The sequence below is a fragment of the Klenkia marina genome (genome assembly GCF_900101025.1).
Classification (GTDB): Bacteria; Actinomycetota; Actinomycetes; order Mycobacteriales; family Geodermatophilaceae; genus Klenkia; species Klenkia marina.
The window spans coordinates 1,046,227-1,066,926 of the sequence record NZ_FMUH01000001.1; the positions used below are offsets into that span (position 1 = coordinate 1,046,227).

Below are 20,700 nucleotides of genomic sequence, written 5' to 3' on the forward strand. Positions count from 1 at the left end.
AGGGGGGCGGCGGGGTCAGCGGGAGGCGGCGATCTCCGTCAGGTCGTCGAGGACCAGGTCCGCGCCCGACGGGCCCAGGCCGAGGAACCAGCGGGCGTCGTCGACCTCGTGCGCGTCGCCCGAGGCCACGGCCGGCAACGTGGTCCACAGGCCCCCGGTCTGCAGGGAGGCCGCCTCACCACTGCCCTCGTCGGTGAAGCCGGGTGACCAGAAGACGACGTCGGCGGTGACCAGGTCGAGCGTCTCGGGGACCAGCTCCACCCGGTTCTCGGTGCTGTCCAGCGCCGTGGGCCAGGTGAACCCGACGTCCTCCAGCACGCTGCCGATGAACGAGCCCCGGGCGTAGGCGCGGATCTGGCCGCCGCCCATGAAGCGCAGCACCGACACCTCGGTGGCGGACGGGTCCCCCCACGCCGCCGCGATCTCGCCGACCCGCTGCTCGTGGTCGGCCAGGATCTCCTCGGCCTCGGCGGACATGCCCATCGCCTCGGCCGACAGCCGGAAGTTCTCCTTCCACACCGCACCGAGGTCGCCGGTCATCACGGTGGGCGCCAGGCCCGACAGCTGCTCGTACAGCGCCTCGTGCCGGACCGAGTTGGTCAGGATCAGGTCCGGCCGCAGCGCGGCCACGGCCTCGAGGTCGGGCTCGGCGATGGTGCCCACCACCGCGACGTCCTCGGCGTCGAAGTCGTGGGTGGTCGCCAGCTCCTCCAGCAGTCCTTCGGTCTCCACCGTGCCCACCGGCACCACACCCAGGGACGTGACGGCGTCGAGCTCACCGGTGTCCATGACCACGACCCGCTCGGGGGTGCCGGTGACCTCGGTGGTGCCGACGGCGTGGACCACCGTCCGGGTCTCCGCGCCGGCCGCACCGGGCGGGGCCTCGACCTCCGACCCGCACGCGGTGAGCCCGAGGGCCAGCACGAGCACGGGCAGCATGTTCCGACGGGTCACCGAGCGCCTCCTGTTGATTAGGTGAGGCTCACCTTAACCACACCCGTTCAGCTGTCCGGGGACTCCACTAGTTGACGAGCCTGACTAGTAACCGCTACGTTCTACTCATGGACGACGACATCCCGACCGAGTGGCTGCGGGCGGTGCTGCCCCTGGCGGTGCTGGCCGCCGTCGCCGAGGAGGACACGTACGGCTACGCGGTCGCCCAACGGCTGCAGGCCGGTGGGCTGGGCACGGTCAAGGGCGGCACGCTCTACCCGGTGCTCAACCGGCTGGAGGCCGACGGCCTGCTGACGTCGTCGTGGCGCGAGGGCGTCGGCGGGCCCGGCCGCAAGTTCTTCGCCGCCACCCCGGCCGGTCGCGACCACCTCGCCCGCCGCAGCGCCGCCTGGCACACGTTCACCGAGCAGGCCCGCAGCCTGCTCCCCGACCCGAGGAGCACCCGATGAGCGCCACCCCCGAGACGGTGACCGACTACCGCCAGTCCCTCGTGCTCCACCTGCGCCTGCAGGAGGTGCCCGCCGACCGCATCGGCGAGATCGTCGCCGAGGTCGAGAGCCACGTGGCCGAGACCGGCGAGGACCCCGCCGAGGCCTTCGGCAGCCCCCGCGACTACGCCCGCAGCCTGACCGACGAACACCGGAAGCCGCCCCGCTGGTGGACCGTGACCACGCTCGTGCTGGCCGCTGCCGCCGGCTGGCTCATCGGGCAGGGCGCGTTCGCCGTGCTGCTGGACGAGCCCTGGCTGGGCCGTTCGGGCTGGCTCTGGCTGGCGACCGGCGTGGCCGTGGGCATCCCGCCGGCGTACATGGTGGGCCGCCGCTCGCGGGAGGTGCTCGACCCGCGCACAGGTCGACCGCTGGTGCGCACCCCGCGGTGGGCGGCGTTCACCTTCTACCTGATCCCGGTCGCGATCGTCCTGGTCGGCTGGCTGGCGATCCTGGTCATCCGCTGAGGGTCAGCCGACCAGCAGGGCGCGGGCGCTGACCCGCGGCGCGGCGGCCCGCACGCCGAGCGCGACCACCACGACCGCGGCGGCCCCCACGGCGGCGACCGCCACCGGCAGCGGACCACCGGCCGCGGCGATGGCCAGCACGCCCCAGACGACGGCCGCGGCGAACGGGCCGGCCGCCACCTCGGCGTTCAGCACGACGAACGACCCGATCAGCGCGACCGCCACCAGCGCGGCGACCGCCGCGACCGTCGAGTACGTCGCGGAGGGGTCCGCGCCCAGCGCGACACCGGTGTTGCCCACGTTGGCCACCGGCGCCACGGTCACCCAGCCCAGCAGCAGCCCGGCGGTGGCGGCGGGGAGCACCCGGGCCGCCCCGGTCAGGTCGCGCTGCACGTCGGGGCGCTGCAGCCGGGCGAAGCCCACGGCCGCGGCGGCGGTGATGCCGAAGATGACCACCTGGGCCACGTACTGCCAGACGCCGCCCAGGGGGTAGACGACCTCCCACACGGTGTTGCCGAGGAAGGCCAGCGCCAGCGGCCAGCCGGTCACCCGGTGCACGAGCCGCGTGCGCTGCGAGGGCAGGGCCTGGAAGACCGCCCAGGCCAGCGAGCCGAGGAAGACCAGACCCCAGATCGAGAACGCGTAGCCGGCCGGGGTGACCAGCGAGCGGGCCCCGTCGCTGACGTCGCCGACGCTGCGGCCGGAGAGGGCGGTGCCCAGCGGGCTGCCGACGATCTGGGCGACGGCGGCCACCACGACCGCCACGACCCGGGTGCTGTCCTTCATGGTTGTCTCCTCGCACGGTTCTCGACGACCAGATGTCTCTACCGTCGAAGTAAACGGTCCAAACCGGGGGTGACGATGGACGCAGCGCACCGCGAGGTGGCCCTGTTGCTGCGCCGGCTCACCGTCGAGAGCAACCGCACGTCGGCCGTCTTCGGCGACACGCACGGCCTGCACCGCACCGACCTCGACGCCCTGGCCGTCGTGGTGGGCGCCGCGGCGGCCGGGCGCGAGATGACCCCGGGGCTGCTGGCCACCGAGCTGCGGCTGTCCTCCCCCGCGACCACCGCTCTGGTCGACCGGCTCGAGCGCGCCGGGCACCTGGTGCGCGAGCGCAGCAGCACCGACCGCCGGCAGGTGGTGCTCCGGGTGCAGGACCGGGCCCGCGAGCTGGCCCGCGAGTTCTTCGTCCCGATGGCGGACCGGGTCGCCGACGTCCTGGCCGACATGCCGGACGACGACGTCCGGGTGGTCACCGCCTTCCTGCACCGCGCGGTGGAGGCCCTGCGCCACCCGACCGGCTGAGCCATGTTCGGCCCGCCGCCCGGCGGGGCACCACCGGGCGGTGGACGACCTGCTGCGCGCCTTCCTGGACACCCCGCGGGGCACCGGGCTGGCCGTGATCGCGCTCGTCCTGGTCGTGGAGTCCGGCTTCCTCGCCGGCATGCTGCTGCCCGGCAGCACCGCGGCCCTGGCGGCCGGGTGGCTGTCGGTGAACCGTGGGCTGCCGCTGCCGCTGGTGATCGGCGTGGTCACCGCGGCCACGGTCGCCGGTGCGCACCTGTCGTGGTGGCGCGGCCAGCACAGCGACGCCCCCGCGAAGGTGAAGGGCCGCCTGCGCCGCCTGCTCTCCCGGGTGTTCGCCGGCCTCCGTCAGCACCCGCTCGTCGTCGTCGCCGTGGCGCAGTGCGTGGCCGGCACCCGCACACTGACCCCGCGGGCGGCGGCCGCCGCCGGGGTGTCCTACCGCCGGTTCACCGTGGCCCAGCTCGCCGGGGCCACCGCCTGGGCGACCGTGCTGGTCGTCAGCGGCACCACCGCTGCCTCGCTGGTCCCGCCGCTGGACCCCGACCTCTACGCCACGGTCCCGCTCGCGGTCGGCGTCCTGGTGGCCGTCGTCCTCGCCCTGAAGCTGGTCCGCCGACGCCGCGCCGTCCGGGCCGTCCCGGCGGGCGCCCCGGCCTGAGCCGGCTCAGCCCCGCAGCCGCGGTGGCGGGCCCGGGTCGACGGGATCCACCCCTCGTGCCCACCGGGCCAGCCCCGCTGCGTCGACGCCCAGCTCGGCGGCGACCTCGGCGGCCGCCGCGGTGTGCCCCGCGCCCCGGTCGAGCAGCGTGCGCGCCCCGGCGAGGTTGCCGCGGGCGGCGTGCGTCAGCCCGACGGCGAGCTGGGCCAGCCCGCGCCAGAGCTCGCGCTGCTCGGCCGGCCCGGTCTTCCAGGCGTCCTCGAGCACCTCGTGCGCGTGGAACGGTCGCCCGGCGTCGAGCAGCTCCTGCGCCTCGGCGAGGGTCTGCGCCGGTGTGCGGACGACGCCCTCCGGGGCGCGCGGCTCGCCGGGCACCCCGTAGGGCAGCGGTCGGCCCAGCCCGTCGCGCGGCCGGGCACTGCGCGCCCGGCCCTCGTCGTCCCGGTCCCGCGGTGGCATGTCCCCCACTCCACCACCTGCGGTCCACCCGGTGCACGGACACCCCCCGGGGTGGCGTCGGCCGTGCACGAGGGGCACCCTGGACGACGAGGACGGCCCGCACCACGCGCGCGAGTCGCCCCCGCACCGACCCGCGGTCGTCACCGACCGGTCCGGACCTGGAGGGGGTGGCTTCGGCCATGCACGACACCGAGCAGCTCGTCCCGTTGGCCGGGGTCGACGACGCCCGCGCCCACGTGCAGCGCGGCGCGCTGACCCCCGCGGACCCGGGTCCAGTGGGCCTGGAGCTGGAGGCGCACCTCGTCGACCTGGCCGACCCGGGGGCGCGGGTGCCGTGGGCCCGGGTCACCACCGCCGTCGCGGCGCTGCCCGCGCTGCCAGGGGGCAGCCGGGTGACCCTGGAGCCCGGCGGCCAGGTCGAGCTGTCCGGCCCGCCCCGCGACGACGTCGCCGGCGCCGTGGCCGCGCTGCGCGCCGACGCCGTCGTCGTGCGCACCGCACTCGGCGAGGTGGGGCTCGGCCTGGCCCCGTTGGGCACCGACCCGCTGCGCCCGGCGGCGAGGGTCAGCCCCGGTCAGCGGTACCTGGCCATGGAACGGCACTTCGCCGCCGTCGGCTGCGCCCGCGCCGGCGCGGCCATGATGACCTCGACGGCCTCGGTGCAGCTCAACCTCGAGGCCGGGGCGGGGGCCGAGCAGCACGACCGGGTCGCGCTGGCCCATGCGCTGGGCCCGGTGCTGGTGGCCGTGTCGGCGTCGTCCCCGATGCTGGCCGGGCGCGAGACCGGCTGGGCCTCGACCCGTCAGCAGGTGTGGGGCGACCTCGACCAGGCGCGCTGCGGCCCGCTGCTCGGGCGCCGCGACCCGGCCGATGAGTGGGCCGACTACGCCCTCGCCGCCCCGGTGATGCTGGTGCGCTGGACCGACGACGGCGGCGCCGAGGCGGTCACCAGCCGGGTGCCCTTCGCCGACTGGGCGTCCGGCCGCACGCTGCTGGGTGGCCGCCGCCCCTCGACCGGGGACCTCGACTACCACCTGACCACCCTGTTCCCGCCGGTGCGGTTGCGCGGGTTCCTCGAGATCCGCTACCTCGACGCGAGCCCGGCCTGGCCCGCCCTCGCCGCGCTCGCCGCCACGGTGCTCGACGACCCGGTGGCCGCCGACCGCGCCGCCGAGGCCTGCCTGCCCGTCGTCGGCCGGTGGGACGACGCCGCCCGGCACGGCCTGGCCGACCCCGCCCTGCACGAGGCCGCCCGGGCCTGCCTGGCGGCGGCCGCCGACCGCGGACCCGCCGATCTCCGCCCCGAGCTGCACGCCCTCGCCGAGCTGGTCGAGGCCGGCCGCGGCCCGGGCGACGCCGTCCTGACCACCGCCCGGACGTCCGGGCCCGAGGCCGCGCTGCTCGCGGCCACCTCCGGAGAGGACCTGGCATGACCGACATCGACACCGTGGTGCGCGACCTGGCCGCCGCCCGCGAGCGCACCCTGCACCTCACCGACCTCGACGAGCCCGAGCTGCTGCGCCAGCACGACCCGCTGATGAGCCCGCTGGTCTGGGACCTCGCGCACATCGGCCAGCAGGAGGACCTCTGGCTGCTGCGCGGCGGCGAGGCCGGGCGCTGCGGCATCCTGCGCCCCGAGGTCGAGCAGCTCTACGACGCCTTCACCCACCCCCGCGCGGTGCGCGCCCAGCTGCCGCTGCTGCCGCCGGTGGACGCCCGCCGGTACGTGGCCGAGGTGCGCGAGCGGGTGCTGGACCGCATCGGCGACGCCGACGCCTTCGAGGTGGCGATGGTGGTCAGCCACGAGCAGCAGCACGACGAGACCATGCTGCAGGCCCTCCAGCTGCGCTCGGGCCCGGCGCTGCTCGGCGCCGGCAGCCCGCTCCCGCCCGGCCGCCCCGGGGTGGCCGGCACCCGCGTGCTGGTGCCCGGCGGACCCGTCGAGATCGGCGTCGACGGGACCACCGAGCCGTTCAGCCTGGACAACGAGCGGGGCGCGCACACCGTCGACGTCCCCGCGTTCGAGATCGGCCGGGTGCCGGTCACCGTCGCCGAGTACGCGCAGTTCATCGGCGACGGCGGCTACGCCCGGCCCGAGCTGTGGACCGACAGGGGCTGGCAGGTGCGCACCGACATGGGCCTGGCGCACCCGATGACCTGGCACGGCGACGGCACCCGCACCCGGTTCGGGGTCACCGAGCAGGTGCCCGGTGACGAACCGGTCCAGCACATCACCTGGTTCGAGGCCGACGCCTACGCCCGCTGGGCCGGTGCCCGGCTGCCCACCGAGGTCGAGTGGGAGAAGGCCGCCGCCTGGGACCCGGCCACCGGACGGCGCCGCCGGTACCCGTGGGGGTCCGCCGACCCGACCGCGCAGCACGCGAACCTCGGCGGCACGGCGCTGCGCCCGGCCCCGGTCGGCGCCTACCCCGCGGGCGCCTCGGCGTACGGGGTCGAGCAGCTGATGGGCGACGTCTGGGAGTGGACGTCGTCGGACTTCACCGCCTGGCCGGGCTTCACGCCGATGCTCTACGCCGACTACTCCGCCCCGTTCTTCGGCGGCGACTACAAGGTGCTGCGCGGCGGGGCCTGGTCGGTGGGGCCCTCGATACTGCGGCCGAGCTTCCGCAACTGGGACCACCCGCAGCGCCGCCAGGTGTTCAGCGGGGTGCGGCTGGCCTGGGATGCGTAGGCACCGTGTGTAGGCACATCGCGTACCTGGGCCGACCGCGCACGCTGGCCTCGCTGGTGCTGGAGCCGCCGTCCTCGCTGCTCGTGCAGTCCTACGCACCCCGGCGGCAGCGGCACGGCACGGTCAACGCCGACGGCTGGGGCGTGGGCTGGTGGGGCCCCGACCGCGCCGAGCCCGCCCGCTGGCGTGCGGCCACCCCGCTGTGGGGCTCGGCGTCCTTCGCCTCGGTGGCACCGGCGGTGGCGTCGTCCTGCATCCTGGCCGCCGTCCGCTCGGCGACCGTCGGCATGCCGATCGACGAGTCGGCCGCGGCGCCGTTCACCGACGGCCGCTGGCTGCTCTCGCACAACGGCCGGGTCGACCGCGCCGTGCTGCCGCCCGCGCCGGGTGCGGAGTCGGTCTGCGACAGCGCGCAGCTCGCCGCGGTGGTGTTCGCCCGCGGCGTCGACGCGCTCGGCGACGTCGTCGTCCAGGTCGGGACGGCGGACCCCGCGGCCCGGCTGAACCTGCTGGCCACCGACGGCACCCGGCTGCTGGCCACCACCTGGGGCGACACGCTCTCAGTGCTCGAGCTCGACGAGGGCACCGTGCTGGCCAGCGAGCCCTACGACGACGACCCCCGCTGGACCGACGTCCCCGACCGGCACCTCGTCACGGTCACCCCCGACGGCACCGCCCTGGAGGCACTGCAGTGAGCTTCACCCTGACCGACCACCTCGGCCCCGTCGACGCCGGCGCCGCGCTGCGCGCCGACGTCCGGGCCGGCCTGACCGCCACGCCCAAGACGCTGCCGCCCACCTGGTTCTACGACGCCCGCGGCAGCGAGCTGTTCGACGAGATCACCCGGTTGCCCGAGTACTACCCGACGCGGGCCGAGCGGGCCATCCTGGTCGAGCACGCCGACGAGGTGGCCGTGCTCTCGGGAGCCGACACCCTGGTCGAGCTGGGCAGCGGGACGTCGGAGAAGACCCAGCTGCTGCTGGAGTCGCTGACCACGGCCGGCACCCTGCGCCGGTTCGTGCCCTTCGACGTCGACGCGTCGGTGCTGCGGTACGCCGGGCAGGTCATCGGCGAGCGGTTCCCCGACCTGGCCGTGGACGCCGCGGTCGGCGACTTCACCCAGCACCTGGGCAAGCTGCCCCGCGAGGGCACCCGGCTGGTGGCCTTCCTGGGCTCGACCATCGGCAACTTCGAGCCCGCCGCGCGGGCATCCTTCCTCGCCGACGTCGGCGCGATGCTCGACCCCGGCGACTGGTTCCTGCTGGGCACCGATCTGGTCAAGGACACCGGCCGGCTGGTCGCCGCCTACGACGACGCCGCGGGGGTCACCGCGGCCTTCAACAAGAACGTCCTGGCGGTGGTCGACCGGGAGCTCGACGCCGACGCCGACCTCGACGCCTTCGAGCACGTGGCGGTGTGGGACGCCGAGCACTCGTGGATCGAGATGCGCCTGCGCTCGACCCGGGACCAGGTGGTGCACGTCGGCGCGCTGGACCTCGACGTCCCGTTCGCCGCCGGCGAGGACCTGCGCACGGAGGTGTCCACGAAGTTCACCGTCGAGGGAGTGGCCGCCGAGCTGGCGGCGGCCGGGCTGCGGGTCGCCGAGTGCTGGACCGACCCGGACGGCGACTTCGCGCTGACCCTGGCCACACCCGTCTGAGGATTCTCCCGGGATCGTGCATCCGGGTGGGGGGTCGGGCCGGAAGAGGGGGTGAGAGCACCGCACACCCCCCACGGAAGGACCGACCATGACCCCCCTCCGCAGGACCCTCGCCACCGGCGCCACCGGCGCGCTCGCCCTCGGCGCCGTGGCCTTCGCCGCCACCCCCGCCGCGGCCGCGGACACCGCCACCGTCTCCGTACTGCACGCCGTCCCCGGGGTGCCGGTCGACGTCTACGCCAACGGCGAGGAGCTGATCCCCGACTTCCAGCCGGGCACGCTCACCGACCCGCTCCAGCTGCCCGCCGGCGAGTACGACCTCGCGATCTACCCGGCCGGGTCCGACCCGGCGACCACCCAGCCGGCCGCGAAGGCCGACGACGTCGCCGTCCCCGCCGGGGCGAACGCCACCGTCGCCGCGCACCTGACCCCCGAGGGCACCCCGGTCCTGACGCCCTACGTCAACGACACCTCCGCGGTGCCGGCCGGCCAGGCGCGGGTGACCGTGCGGCACACCGCGGCCGCCCCCGCCGTCGACGTCCGGGCGAACGGGGCGGTCATCGCATCGAACCTGACCAACCCGGGCGAGGCGTCCCTGGAGACCGCGCCGGGCACCGTGTCCGCCGACGTCGTGCTCGCCGGCACCGACACCGTGGCCATCGGCCCGGCCGACCTGACGCTGGCAGAGGGCACGTCCACCGTCGTCTACGCGTGGGGCTCGGCCGACGCCGGGTACCAGCTCGCCGTCCAGACCATCGAGGGCACGCACTCGAGCCCGTCCGGCGTCCCCGGCGGCTCGGCCGGCCTCGTCGACCCCGGCCTGCCGCTGCCGGTCGTCGGCGCCACCGTGCTCGGCATGGTCGTCCTCGGTCTCGGCGCCCGGCGGCTGACCGCCGAGCGCCGCTGACGCGGCGACCACCCATGCGCTCCAGGGTCCGCCTCCCCGTCGTCCTCGTCGTGCTGGGCGTGCTGCTCGTGGTCGGCGTGCCGACCGCCTGGCTGCTCACCCGGCCGGGGACGTCGGAGGGCCCCCCGGTCGCCGAGGTGGTCGCCAGCACCCCGGCCCCGGCGGCGCCGTCCGCCGGGGCCGGGTCCTCCGGGTCCTCCGGGTCCCTGCCCCCGGTGACCACCCGCCCGGCCACGCCGGAACCGGCCGTCGCCCTGCCGGACCCGGTGCGCCTGACCGTGCCCGCGCTCGGCATCGACGCACCCGTCGACGCGGTCGGCGTCGAGCCGGACGGGAACATGACCATCCCCGAGGACGTGTCCCGGGTCGGCTGGTACCGGTTCGGGCCCGCCCCCGGCGCGGTCGAGGGCTCGGCCGTGCTGGCCGGCCACGTCGACGACGTCGAGCAGGGCCTCGGCGCCCTGTCCCCGCTGTCCCGGGCCTCGGTCGGCGACCAGGTGCAGGTCGCCGACGCCGCCGGCGGCACCACCACGTGGCAGGTCGTGGCCCGCGAGGAGTTCAGCAAGCAGTCGGTGCCGCTGGCCGACCTGTTCGCCCGCACCGGCCCGCCCCGGCTGGTGATGATCACCTGCGGCGGCCCGTTCCTGGCCGACATCCGGTCCTACGAGGACAACGTCGTCGTGGTCGCGGAACCGGTCTGACATGCCGCTTGCGCAGGTCAGCCCTAGGGTCGATCGCGTGGTCGCCATGGACGTGCCCCCCGGGGCCGAGCAGGGCGCACCCGTCGACCCGACCGACGAGGAAGTCGGCCGCCGGTTCGCCGCCGGCGACGAGCGCGCGCTGGCGTGGGCGTACGAGCGGTGGGGTGCCCGGCTGCACGGCATGGCCGTCCGCGCCCTGGGCCCCGGCCCGGACGCCGAGGACGTCGTGCAGCAGGCCTTCGTGTCGGGCTGGACCGGCCGTGCGGGCTACCGGCCCGACGCCGGGCCGCTCCCGGCCTGGCTGACCGGGATCTGCCGGCACCGCATCGCCGACGTCTGGGCCCGTCGCGAACGCGACCGCCGGGCGGCCGAGGCGGCCGGCACCGTCACCCCGACCGCACCGGACCCCCTCGACCGCACCGTCACCGACCGGGTGCTCGTGCTCGGCGAGCTGGAACGCCTGGGGCAGCCCCAGCGCGGCATCATCGAGCTGGCGTTCTTCGCCGACCTGACGCACAGCGAGATCGCCGCCCGCACCGGCATCCCGCTGGGCACGGTCAAGAGCCACATCAGACGCACCCTGGAGCGGTTGCGCGACCGGTTGGAGGTGGACGGTGCCGCACTGCAGCCCTGAGGACCTCGCCCTCGCCGCGCTGGGTGAGCCGCTGTCCCCCGCCGACGCCGACCACATCGCCGCGTGCTCCTCCTGCACGGCCGAGGTGGCCTCGCTCGGCCGCGCCGTCGACGCCCTGGACACCTCCGGGCTGCCCGCCGACGACGGGCCCGACATCCCCGTGCCCGACCGCGTGTGGGCGGCCATCGCCGCGCAGACCGGTGTCTCCAGCGCCCCCCGGGCCGCCGCCGGCCCCGCCCTGGTCGGACTGCCCAGCCCGGCCGATGGCCCCGCTCCCTCGCAGGCGTCCGCGCCCACCCTCCGGTCCCTGCCCACCCCGGCCGAGGACGACGCCGTCGACGACGCCGTCCAGGCGGTCGACGGGACGCCCGCGGGCACCCCGGCCCCCGCCCGGCGGTCGACGACGCGACGCTGGCTGGTCGTCGGCGCGGTGGCCGCCGGTCTGCTCGTCGGGGTGGCCGTCGGCGCCGCCGTGACCAGCGGTGGGCCCTCCTCCCCCGGGCCGACCGGCCCCGACCCCGGCACCGCGGTCGCCGCCGCCCAGCTGGACCCCTTCGGCGACTGGGACAGCCGGGGCGAGGCCACCCTGCGCGACCTGGACGGCCAGCTGGACCTCACCGTGCAGCTCACCGCGCCCCCGGCCGACACCGGGGACGGCTTCTACGAGGTCTGGCTGCTCTCGGCCGACTCCGGCGCGCTGTCCCTGGGCACGCTGCAGGGCGCCTCGGGCAGCTTCGTGGTGCCCGACGGGGTCGACCTCGCCGACTACGACACCGTCGACGTCTCCCTCGAGCCCTTCGACGGCGACCCCGAGCACTCCACCGACTCGATCGCCCGCGGCACACTCGGCTGAGCACGACCGGGAGAATGGCCCGGTGACCCTCCCCCACCCCGAGCTCGGCGCCGCCTGGCGTGCTGCCCGTCCCCGCCCCGCCGGGGTGCACCTGGACTCGGCCGCGTGCAGCCGCCAGTCGACCAAGGTGCTCGACGCGGTGGCCCACCACGCGCGGCACGAGGCCGAGGTCGGCGGGTACCTGGCCGAGGAGTCGGCGGAGATGCTGCTGCAGCAGGGGCGCTCGGTGCTGGCCGGGTTGGTCGGCATGGCCGCCGCCGACGTCTCGTTCACCGAGAGCGCGTCGTCGTCGGTGCGGATCCTGCTCGACGCCTGGCGGCTGCCGGCCGGGGCACGGGTCGCCGTCCTGCCCGGCGAGTACCACGGCAACCTCGCCGGGCTCACCCACGAGGGTCTCGAGCCGCAGGTGCTGGCCGCCGACGACCTCGGGCGCGTGGACGTCGACGCGCTGGCCCGGTTGCTGCGCTCCACCCCACCGGCCGCGGTGCACCTGACCGCGGTCGCCAGCCACCGCGGCGTCGTCCAGCCGTGGGTCGAGGTGTCCCGGCTCTGCCGGGCGACCGGGGTGCCGCTGGTCGTCGACGTCGCGCAGGCGCTGGGCCAGGTCGACTGCGACATCCCGGCCGACGCGGTCTACGGCACGTCGCGCAAGTGGATGGCCGGCCCGCGCGGCGTGGGCTTCCTGGTGACCCGGCCGGCGTTCCGGGCCGGGCTCACCCCCGTGCAGGGCGACCCCGCCGACGCGCTGTCCTACGAGACGCACGACGCGCACGTCGCCGGGCGGGTCGGGTTGACCCTGGCCGTCGGCGAGCACCTGGCCGCCGGGCCGGTCGCCGTGCGCGAGCGGCTGGCCGGCATCGGGCGGGCGGTGCGCGAGCGGCTGGCCGGGGTGCCCGGGTGGCAGGTGGTGGAGCCGGTGGACGAGCCGACCGCGGCCACCACGCTGACCGGCCCGGACGTCGTCACCGCGCACGCCCGGCTGCGCGCCGAGCACGGCATCCTCACGACCCTCTGCCTGCCCGCCCGGGCGCCCGGCGAGCTGTCCGCGCCGGTGCTGCGGGTGTCCCCGCACCTCGACGTCACCGACGCCGAGCTCGACGTCCTGGCGCCGGCGCTGGCCGCCGGCTGACCGCAGGTCAGCGCGGGGTGTCGGCCACCTCGATGTCGAAGTTGGCGGTGTCGCCCTCGACCGACGTGGTGGTCATCGTGACGTCGTAGGTGCCGTCGAGGCCGTCGGCGGTCAGCGCGCAGGTGATCGTGGCGCCCTCCTCGGCGGGGAGGTCGTCCTCGCAGTCGATGTCGGGGCGCACGTCGGTGCCCAGCTGCTGCTGCAGCTGCGTCTCGGCCTGGTCCTCGACCTCGTCGGAGTCCACCGACCCGGCCCCGCAGGCAGCCAGCGAGACCAGGAACGGCAGGCCCAGCAGGGCGGCGGTGGTGCGGGTGCGGACGGTCATCGGGTCTCCTCGGCCGGGCGCACCTGGGGGTTCCCTGTGCGTCGTCCAGAACCTAGGCGGCGCCGTCCGGTTCCGCACGACCACCACGGAAGGCCCGCTCCAGCTGCGCCCGACCCGCGTCGGTGGGCCGCCCCCACAGCCGCAGCCGCGCCATGCCGCCGTCGGGGAACACGTGCAGCCGCACCGCGACCACCCCGGGCACCGCGCCGAGCACGAAGCGGTGCCGGGTGTCGGGCTGCAGGGGCGTGCGGGGCAGCAGGTCGACCTCGGCGCCGTCGGCCGTGCGGCCGGTGAGGGCGGCGGCGCCGGGGGCGTTGCCCAGGAACCACGAGGTGTCGAGCTCGGCGAGGGTGACGACACCCTCGCAGGCCAGCTGGACGTCGACCCAGTCGTTGCCCTCGCCGCGGCGGCGGGCGTTCTCCCAGCCCCCGCCCATGTTCGCGGCGTCACCCCGGCCCAGCAGCTGGTGCGGGCTGCCGTAGAAGGCGTTGCTGACCGCGGTCACCCGCCCGCCGTTCTCCAGCGCTGCCAGGTCGAAGGGCCCGGCGTCGAGGAACCGGGGATCGGGGACGGCGGTGCCGTGCACCCGGAAGCGGGCCACGCCGCCGTCGGGGTGGATGGTCAACCGCACGTGGGTGACCCGCGGCCCGGGTGCGACGTCGAAGGCGTTGGCCGTGCCGCCGGCGAGGTCGACGCGGGGCAGCAGCGGCCGCCAGTCGGCCGCCACGAGCTCCTCGACCGACGGGTGGCCGTCGACCGCGACGGCCTGCACCGAGGCCTGCGGCGGGTAGTTGCCCAGGAAGAAGGCGGTGTCGACCACCACGCCGGCGACCACGCCCGGGGTGCCCAGCCGCACGATCGCCCAGTCCTCGCCCGGTTCGCGGCGGCGGCGGGTCTCCCAGCCGTCGTACTCCTTGCCCTTGTGCCCGAAGTCGGGCCGGGCGACCGCCGGCCAGGGCAGCACGAGGTTCTCCCGGGCGGCGAAGAACTCGTCGTTGGCGGCCACCACCGCCCCGCCCTGGGCGCGGTTCGCGAGGTCGGGCAGCGCGGTCCAGCCGGGTGCGGTCACGGGGCCACTCTGGCAGAGCCACCGCGGTCGAGCAGCCGTCCGCGCGGGGGGCCGCCGTCCAGCTCCTGCCCGCCCAGCCAGACGCGCCGCACGACGCCGGTGAGCTCGCGTCCGGCGTAGGGGGTCACCGGGTTGCGGTGCTCGAGCGCGCCGACGGTGGACCGGGCGTCGGGGGCGAAGGCCACCAGGTCGGCGTCCTTGCCGACGGCGATCCCGCCCTTGGTGGGGAGACCCGCCAGCGCAGCCGGCGCCGCGGACATCAGCTCCACGACCCGGGACAGCGGGACGCCGCGGGTGCGGGCGCCGGTCCACACCGCGGGGAGCGTGACCTGCAGGCCGGCGATGCCGCCCCACGCCAGCCCGAAGTCGCCGACGTCGAGCCGCTTGAGGTCGGGGGTGCAGGGCGAGTGGTCGCTGACCACCAGGTCGACCGCGCCGTCGGCCAGCGCCCGCCACAGCTCCTCGCGGTGGGCCGCCTCGCGGATCGGCGGGCAGCACTTGTAGGAGGTGTCCCCGTCGGGCACCTCGTCGGCGGCGAAGGTCAGGTAGTGCGGGCAGGTCTCCACCGTGACCCGGACGCCGTCGGCGCGGGCCCGGCGCAGCAGCGGCAGGGCGTCGGCGTCGGCGAGGTGCACGACGTGCACGCGGGCCCGGGTCACCGCGGCGGCCGCGACCAGCCGGGCGATGGCGGTCTCCTCGGCAGCCGGCGGACGCGAGGCGAGGAACCCGGCGTAGCTGCGCCCGGCCGGCTCGGGCGCGGCGGCGATGGTCTCCTCGTCCTCGCAGTGCGCGATGAGCAGGCCGTCGACGGGGGCCAGCTCGGCGAGCGCAGCCAGCAGGCCGTCGTCGTCGAGCGGGGGGAACTCGGGCACGCCGCTGTCGAGCAGGAAGCACTTGAACCCGACGACGCCGGCGTCGAGCAGCGGGCGGAGCTGGTCGGCGTTGCCCGGCACGGCCCCGCCCCAGAACGCCACGTCGACCGACACCTGGCCGAGTGCCGCGGCCCGCTTCACCGCCAGCGCGTCGACCGTCGTGGTCGGCGGCACCGAGTTCAGCGGCATGTCCACGATCGTCGTGATGCCCCCGGCCGCCGCGGCGCGGGTGGCGCTGGCGAAGCCCTCCCACTCGGTGCGGCCGGGCTCGTTGACGTGCACGTGGCTGTCGACGAGCCCGGGCAGCAGCACCTCGTCCTCGGCCAGCGTGGTGACGTCGCCGGTGACGTCGTCGAAGGCGGTGACGGCGGTGATCCGGCCGTCGGCGACGTGGACGGCGGCGGGCTGCTCACCCCCGGGCAGGACGACGCGGTGCGCGCGGACGATCACGACAGGGCCTCCTCCACCGGTGCCGGCTGCCCGAGCAGGGCCAGCCGGGCCAGGGTGGGCGTGAGCCGCTCACCCCAGGCCGTGGCCACCCAACCACGGTCCAGCGGCAGCCGGACGGCGTCGTCCCCCGTGGCACGCCCGGCGGTGCTGCCCAGGTGCACGGTGCTGGCATAGGCCTGCGGTGCCACCGGCGGCAGCCAGGCCGCCGCGCCGGGACCCAGCCCGACGGTGGTGTGCAGCAGCGGCACGCCCGCACGCTCGATGCGGGTGGTCCCGGTCCACCGACCGGGCTGCTCGCCGGAACGACCGAGCTGCACCTGCTCGGTGGCGGTGAGCTCGGCGTCCTCGGTGAGCTGGGCGTGCAGAACGGCCCGGTGGTGGGCGCCGGCGGTGACCACGGTGGGCTCGGGGCGCACGTCGAGCACGCCGGCCACCTCGGCGCGGATGCGCTGCAGGGACGGCGGGGACTCCCCCCGGGCGGGGAGCACGACGGCGGCCGCGACGGTGCGGACGATCAGCCGCGCCCCGGCCTCGACGACCAGCCGGACCTCGGCGTCGTCGCCCCCCAGCGGCCCGAAGGCGGTGGCCACGAGGTGCACCGTCGTCGGGCCCGTGCGCCGGACGGCCAGCTGCCCGCTCGCCCGGACGACCGGCAGCACCGTGCGCCCGCCCGGACCCGGACGGGCGACGACCTCCACCAGCGTCCTCATGTCCCCGTCCTCACCGAGCGGTCCTCACGCCGGAGTCCTCACGCCGGGGCCCTCACGCGTGCTGGGCCGCCCGGCTGCGCAGCTGCTGGCGCACCCACGCGGCCACCTCGGTGGCGGCCGGGTCCTCCCGCAGCGAGATCAGCAGGGTCGGCTTGCCGCCCCGCACGGCGGCCGCGTCGCGGCGCATGACGTCGAGGTCGGCGCCGACGAGCGGCGCCAGATCCGTCTTGTTCACCACCAGCAGGTCCGACGCGGTGACGCCGGGACCGCCCTTGCGGGGCACCTTGTCCCCGCCGGCGACGTCCACCACGAACACCTGGACGTCGACCAACCCGTAGCTGAACGACGCCGTCAGGTTGTCCCCGCCCGACTCGACCAGCACCAGCTCCAGGCCGGGGTGCCGCGCCTCCAGCAGCTCGACCGCGTCGAGGTTGGCGGTGATGTCGTCGCGGATGGCGGTGTGCGGGCAGCACCCGGTCTGCACGGCCTCGATGCGGTCGTCGGGCAGCACGGCGTGCCTGCGGAGGAAGTCGGCGTCCTCGGTCGTGTAGATGTCGTTGGTGACCACGGCGAGGTCGAGCTCGGCGCCCAGCGTGCGGCACAGCGCGGCCGCCAGCGCGGTCTTACCCGAGCCGACCGGACCTCCGAGGCCGACACGCAGCGGGCCGTGGCGGCGTCCTCGGGCGGCGGGGTCGTCGTAGGGGTCGACGTAGTCGTCGAGCAGGTGGTCAGGCGGCACGGTGGCTCCTCGGGGTCACGGGGGCTGGGCTCCCTGCTGTGCAGGTACCGGGGCTCGGCGTCACGGGGGTCGGCGTCACGGGGGTCGGCGTCACGAGGCGAAGTACCGGTCGCCGCGGTCGGCGTGCACCTCGGCGAGGAGGTCGAGCAGGGGGTCGGTGTCGGCGGGCAGCCAGTCGGGGTCCCGGCCGTCTCCGTCGGTCGTGCCCGTCGACACCCCGGTCGAGGTCCCGGGTGAGGTCCCGGGTGGGGTCCTGGACGAGATCCCGGTCGAGGTCGTGGAGGTGGCGGCGGCGACCCGGTCGACCTCGTCGCCGAGCCGGGCGGTGACCGTGGCGACGGTGATGGGGTCCATCGCCAGCAGCCGTTGAGCAGCGGTCGCCGGGCCGGTGACCGCCAGGTAGGCCGCCGCCCGCGCCGCGTCGTCGGGGCCGAGCCCCGCGGCCACCGCGGCGACGCCCAGGGCCAGCGGGTGGTGGGGGCGGTCGGGCAGGTCGTCCCACACCGCGGCCGGCCATGCCCGGCGACCGACCCGCACGAGCCCGCGGCCCTGTTGCCGGGACGCGCGACGCAGGGCCGGGGACGGGGTGCGGGCGTCGGTCTCGGCGTCGATCCGGGCCCAGCCCGCCCTCCGGTCGGCCGGCGCACCCCCGCCCTCGCGGGCCGCCGCGGCAGCGGCCCCGGCCGCCACGGCCCCGGAGGTGACCAGCCGACGCCGCAGGAACACCTCGAGGGACCGGGGGTCGTGGACGAGCCCGGCCACGATGGCCTGCTCGACACCGCCGGAGTGGGTGTGCCCCCCGGCGGGCAGCCTGGAGTCGGCGAGGGCGAGGAGCGCTGCGGTCACGGTCAGAAGAGGAAGTACCGCTGCGCCATCGGCAGCTCGCTGACGGGTTCGGGATCCCACACCTCGCCGTCGACCGACACGGTGAAGGTGTCGGGGTCGACCCGGATGTCGGGCAAGGCGGTGTTCTCGGGCATGTCGGCTTTGCCCAGCCGGCTGGTGTCGGTGACGGCGACCAGCCGGCGGTCGACGGCGAGCCGGTCGGGCAGACCGGCATCGAGGGCCGCCTGGGCCACGAAGTGCAGCGAGGTCTGCGCCGGCACCGTGCCGTAGGCGCCGAACATGGGCCGCGGGTACACCGGCTGCGGGGTGGGGATCGAGGCGTTGGCGTCGCCCATCTGGCCCCAGGCGATCATGCCGCCCTTCAGCACGACGTGCGGCCGGACGCCGAAGAGCTTCGGGTCCCAGAGCACCAGGTCGGCGAGCTTGCCCGGCTCGACCGAGCCCACCTCGCCGTCGATGCCGTGCGCGACGGCCGGGCAGATCGTGTACTTGGCGACGTACCGGCGGGCCCGGGCGTTGTCTGCCGGACCGTCGCCGGGCAGGGAGCCCCGCCGCCGCTTCATGACGTGCGCGGTCTGCCAGGTGCGCATGACCACTTCGCCGACCCGGCCCATGGCCTGCGCGTCGGACCCGATCATCGAGATGGCGCCGAGGTCGTGCAGCAGGTCCTCGGCGGCGATCGTGGTGGGTCGGATGCGGCTCTCGGCGAAGGCCAGGTCCTCGGGCACGGAGCTGTCGAGGTGGTGGCAGACCATGAGCATGTCGAGGTGCTCGTCGAGGGTGTTCACCGTGTGCGGCCGGGTCGGGTTCGTGCTGCTGGGCAGCACGTTCGGGTGGCCGGCGACGGTGATGATGTCGGGTGCGTGCCCGCCCCCGGCCCCCTCGGTGTGGTAGGCGTGGATGCTCCGGCCGGCGATCGCGGCCAGGGTGTCCTCGACGAACCCGGCCTCGTTCAGGGTGTCGGAGTGCAGGGCGACCGGGACGCCGTGCCGACCGGCCACGGTGAGCGCGGCGTCGATCGCGGCGGGGGTCGACCCCCAGTCCTCGTGCAGCTTGAACCCGCTGGCTCCGGCCCGCAGCTGCTCCTCGAGGGAGGCGTGCGAGACCGTGTTGCCCTTGCCGAGCAGGGCCACGTTCACCGGCCAGACGTCCATCGACTCGAGCATGCGGGCCAGGTACCAGTCGCCCGGGGTGATGGTGGTGGCCTTCGACCCCTCGGCCGGGCCGGTGCCGCCACCGATGAGCGTGGTGACACCCGACCCCAGCGCCGTGGGGACGATCTGCGGGCAGATGAAGTGCACGTGGCAGTCGATGCCGCCCGCGGTGAGGACCTTGCCGTTGCCGGCGAGCACCTCGGTCGCCGGCCCGATGACCAGCTCGGGGTGCACGCCGTCCATGGTGTCGGGGTTGCCGGCCTTGCCCAGGGCCACGATGCGGCCGTCGCGGATGCCGACGTCGGCCTTCACGACCCCCCAGTGGTCCACGACCACCGCGCCGGTGATGACGAGGTCGGGGGCGCCCTCGGCCCGGGTGGCGCGGCCCTGGCCCATGGACTCCCGGATCACCTTGCCGCCGCCGAACACCGCTTCCTCGCCGGCCAGGCCGGGGCCACCGGAACGGTCCTCGGTGACCTCGATGAGCAGGTCGGTGTCGGCGAGGCGGATGCGGTCGCCGGTCGTGGGGCCGTACAGCTGGGCGTAGCGCTCGCGGGACAGCCGGACCATCAGTCCAGGCCTCCTTCCGCAGTCAGACCAGGCACCAGACGGGCACCGGCCAGGGGCACCAGCACCACCGTCTGCTCGATCCCTGGCTCGAACCGCACGGCGGTGCCGGCGGCGATGTCGAGGCGGTGGCCGCGGGCCGCGGCGCGGTCGAACACCAGGGCGGTGTTGGTCTGCGCGAAGTGGAAGTGCGATCCCACCTGCACGGGCCGGTCGCCGCTGTTGACCACATCGAGCTCGACGCGGGGCGCACCGGGCGACGTCTCGATCCAGCCGGCTGCCGGGATCACCTCACCCGGGATCACGGGATCGGGTGGTGGACGGTCACGAGCTTGGTGCCATCGGGGAACGTCGCCTCCACCTGCACCTCCTCCAGCAGCTCGGGGACGCCGTCCATGACGTCGTCACGAGTGAGGACGGCGCGGCCGCTCTGCATGAGCTCGGTGACCAGGACGCCGTCGCGCGCCCCCTCGAGGACGTGGTCGGCGACGAGGGCGGTGGCCTCGGGCAGGTTGAGCTTCAGTCCACGCGCTCGCCGGCGACGGGCCAGCTCGGCCGCGTAGCTGAGCAGCAGACGTTCCTGCTCGTGCGGGGTGAGGTGCACACGTCCTCCGTCTCGGATCCCAGCGGACGTTAGTCCGGGGGTGTGACGGACGTGTTGCGTCGACCCGGAGCTGCACACCTGGGTGCCCTCGGCGCTTTCGGCACCCGAGCCTGGGGCGAGTTGCGTCAAGAACGCAACAAGGGGGTCACAGCGTGTGCTGTGACCCCCTTGTCGGAAAGTGTGTCCGGCGGCGTCCTACTCTCCCACCCAGTCCCCCGGGCAGTACCATCGGCGCTGAGAGGCTTAGCTTCCGGGTTCGGAATGAGACCGGGCGTTTCCCTCTCGCCATGACCGCCGTAACGCTGTGAAAGTTTCCTCCCCCGGTTCACCCGGGTCAGCGGGTGGGTGGGGGCGGTGTGAACACACGGGTGTGTTCGTGCTTTCAGAACCGCACAGTGGACGCGAGACAAGTTGGTTCAACCCGTGAGGTCGAACGATTTTTGTTTGTTGT

General features: G+C 75.7%; 25 protein-coding genes and 1 rRNA gene. 13 read left to right on the top strand and 13 right to left on the bottom strand.

Annotation, left to right across the window (positions count from 1 at the left end; all coding sequences use genetic code 11):
• Nucleotides 1–15: 15 nt before the first annotated feature.
• Complete coding sequence (locus tag BLP29_RS05075) at nt 16–954, bottom strand: ABC transporter substrate-binding protein (RefSeq protein WP_092800376.1); 939 nt, start codon at nt 952–954, stop codon at nt 16–18.
• 107 nt (nt 955–1,061) lie between these two features.
• Here BLP29_RS05075 and BLP29_RS05080 point away from each other — a divergent pair, with 107 nt between their 5' ends.
• Entirely contained in the window at nt 1,062–1,403 is a 342-nt protein-coding gene (locus tag BLP29_RS05080) for a PadR family transcriptional regulator (protein WP_092800379.1), read from the top strand.
• A complete protein-coding gene (locus BLP29_RS05085) occupies nt 1,400–1,909 on the top strand; it encodes an HAAS signaling domain-containing protein (RefSeq protein WP_092800382.1) in 510 nt (169 codons plus the stop codon). The genes BLP29_RS05080 and BLP29_RS05085 overlap by 4 nt, the downstream gene beginning before the upstream one ends.
• Before the next feature lie 3 nt (nt 1,910–1,912).
• On the opposite strand, the gene BLP29_RS05090 is transcribed toward BLP29_RS05085, so the two are convergent.
• Nucleotides 1,913–2,695, bottom strand: a complete 783-nt coding sequence (locus BLP29_RS05090) for a hypothetical protein (RefSeq protein WP_092800386.1) — start codon at nt 2,693–2,695, stop codon at nt 1,913–1,915.
• A 75-nt stretch (nt 2,696–2,770) separates the two neighbouring features.
• Between BLP29_RS05090 and BLP29_RS05095 the strand changes: the two genes are divergently transcribed.
• A complete protein-coding gene (locus BLP29_RS05095; protein ID WP_092800892.1) occupies nt 2,771–3,217 on the top strand; it encodes a MarR family winged helix-turn-helix transcriptional regulator in 447 nt (148 codons plus the stop codon).
• Between the two features lie 40 nt (nt 3,218–3,257).
• Nucleotides 3,258–3,878, top strand: a complete 621-nt coding sequence (locus BLP29_RS05100; RefSeq protein WP_092800389.1) for a DedA family protein — start codon at nt 3,258–3,260, stop codon at nt 3,876–3,878.
• A 6-nt stretch (nt 3,879–3,884) separates the two neighbouring features.
• Here the strand turns inward: BLP29_RS05100 and BLP29_RS05105 are convergent, their stop codons facing one another.
• Nucleotides 3,885–4,337, bottom strand: a complete 453-nt coding sequence (locus BLP29_RS05105) for a DUF309 domain-containing protein (protein WP_092800393.1) — start codon at nt 4,335–4,337, stop codon at nt 3,885–3,887.
• A 179-nt stretch (nt 4,338–4,516) separates the two neighbouring features.
• Between BLP29_RS05105 and egtA the strand changes: the two genes are divergently transcribed.
• The 9 genes from egtA (at nt 4,517) to egtE (ending at nt 12,913) form a co-directional block, all read left to right on the top strand.
• Nucleotides 4,517–5,770 (top strand): ergothioneine biosynthesis glutamate--cysteine ligase EgtA, encoded by a 1,254-nt coding sequence (egtA, locus tag BLP29_RS05110; protein ID WP_092800396.1) that lies wholly within the window; start codon nt 4,517–4,519, stop codon nt 5,768–5,770.
• On the top strand, nt 5,767–7,029 hold the full coding sequence (gene egtB / locus BLP29_RS05115) for an ergothioneine biosynthesis protein EgtB (protein WP_092800399.1): 1,263 nt from the start codon (nt 5,767–5,769) through the stop codon (nt 7,027–7,029). Before egtA ends, egtB begins: the two co-directional genes overlap by 4 nt.
• A 5-nt stretch (nt 7,030–7,034) precedes the next feature.
• Nucleotides 7,035–7,724, top strand: a complete 690-nt coding sequence (egtC, locus tag BLP29_RS05120; protein WP_092800403.1) for an ergothioneine biosynthesis protein EgtC — start codon at nt 7,035–7,037, stop codon at nt 7,722–7,724.
• A complete protein-coding gene (gene egtD / locus BLP29_RS05125) occupies nt 7,721–8,689 on the top strand; it encodes an L-histidine N(alpha)-methyltransferase (RefSeq protein ID WP_092800407.1) in 969 nt (322 codons plus the stop codon). The genes egtC and egtD overlap by 4 nt, the downstream gene beginning before the upstream one ends.
• Before the next feature lie 88 nt (nt 8,690–8,777).
• A complete protein-coding gene (locus tag BLP29_RS05130) occupies nt 8,778–9,596 on the top strand; it encodes a DUF4397 domain-containing protein (RefSeq protein WP_092800410.1) in 819 nt (272 codons plus the stop codon).
• A 14-nt stretch (nt 9,597–9,610) separates the two neighbouring features.
• Nucleotides 9,611–10,297, top strand: a complete 687-nt coding sequence (locus tag BLP29_RS05135) for a class F sortase (RefSeq protein WP_092800413.1) — start codon at nt 9,611–9,613, stop codon at nt 10,295–10,297.
• Between the two features lie 46 nt (nt 10,298–10,343).
• Nucleotides 10,344–10,931 (top strand): RNA polymerase sigma factor, encoded by a 588-nt coding sequence (locus tag BLP29_RS05140; protein WP_243469710.1) that lies wholly within the window; start codon nt 10,344–10,346, stop codon nt 10,929–10,931.
• Nucleotides 10,912–11,784, top strand: coding sequence for an anti-sigma factor (locus tag BLP29_RS05145; protein WP_092800420.1), 873 nt, complete (start codon nt 10,912–10,914; stop codon nt 11,782–11,784). The genes BLP29_RS05140 and BLP29_RS05145 overlap by 20 nt, the downstream gene beginning before the upstream one ends.
• Before the next feature lie 22 nt (nt 11,785–11,806).
• Complete coding sequence (gene egtE, locus BLP29_RS05150) at nt 11,807–12,913, top strand: ergothioneine biosynthesis PLP-dependent enzyme EgtE (protein ID WP_092800423.1); 1,107 nt, start codon at nt 11,807–11,809, stop codon at nt 12,911–12,913.
• Nucleotides 12,914–12,920: 7 nt separating this feature from the next.
• Here the strand turns inward: egtE and BLP29_RS05155 are convergent, their stop codons facing one another.
• From BLP29_RS05155 to rrf, 10 genes are all read right to left on the bottom strand, one after another.
• On the bottom strand, nt 12,921–13,238 hold the full coding sequence (locus tag BLP29_RS05155) for a DUF4333 domain-containing protein (protein ID WP_092800426.1): 318 nt from the start codon (nt 13,236–13,238) through the stop codon (nt 12,921–12,923).
• Between the two features lie 52 nt (nt 13,239–13,290).
• Nucleotides 13,291–14,307 (bottom strand): allantoicase, encoded by a 1,017-nt coding sequence (gene alc, locus BLP29_RS05160; RefSeq protein ID WP_092800429.1) that lies wholly within the window; start codon nt 14,305–14,307, stop codon nt 13,291–13,293.
• Nucleotides 14,304–15,629, bottom strand: coding sequence for an allantoinase AllB (gene allB, locus BLP29_RS05165; protein ID WP_092800433.1), 1,326 nt, complete (start codon nt 15,627–15,629; stop codon nt 14,304–14,306). The genes alc and allB overlap by 4 nt, the downstream gene beginning before the upstream one ends.
• A complete protein-coding gene (locus tag BLP29_RS05170) occupies nt 15,626–16,339 on the bottom strand; it encodes an urease accessory protein UreD (protein WP_092800436.1) in 714 nt (237 codons plus the stop codon). Before BLP29_RS05170 ends, allB begins: the two co-directional genes overlap by 4 nt.
• A 52-nt stretch (nt 16,340–16,391) precedes the next feature.
• Nucleotides 16,392–17,078 (bottom strand): urease accessory protein UreG, encoded by a 687-nt coding sequence (gene ureG / locus BLP29_RS05175; RefSeq protein ID WP_207798301.1) that lies wholly within the window; start codon nt 17,076–17,078, stop codon nt 16,392–16,394.
• Between the two features lie 90 nt (nt 17,079–17,168).
• On the bottom strand, nt 17,169–17,924 hold the full coding sequence (locus tag BLP29_RS05180; protein ID WP_092800439.1) for an urease accessory protein UreF: 756 nt from the start codon (nt 17,922–17,924) through the stop codon (nt 17,169–17,171).
• 2 nt (nt 17,925–17,926) lie between these two features.
• Nucleotides 17,927–19,648: an urease subunit alpha gene (locus tag BLP29_RS05185; protein ID WP_092800442.1), complete on the bottom strand. Its 1,722-nt coding sequence runs from the start codon at nt 19,646–19,648 to the stop codon at nt 17,927–17,929.
• Nucleotides 19,648–19,950 (bottom strand): urease subunit beta, encoded by a 303-nt coding sequence (locus BLP29_RS05190; RefSeq protein ID WP_092800445.1) that lies wholly within the window; start codon nt 19,948–19,950, stop codon nt 19,648–19,650. Before BLP29_RS05190 ends, BLP29_RS05185 begins: the two co-directional genes overlap by 1 nt.
• Nucleotides 19,947–20,249 (bottom strand): urease subunit gamma, encoded by a 303-nt coding sequence (locus tag BLP29_RS05195; RefSeq protein ID WP_092800448.1) that lies wholly within the window; start codon nt 20,247–20,249, stop codon nt 19,947–19,949. Before BLP29_RS05195 ends, BLP29_RS05190 begins: the two co-directional genes overlap by 4 nt.
• Nucleotides 20,250–20,431: 182 nt before the next feature.
• Nucleotides 20,432–20,548 (bottom strand): 5S ribosomal RNA (gene rrf, locus BLP29_RS05200).
• Nucleotides 20,549–20,700 lie beyond the last annotated feature (152 nt).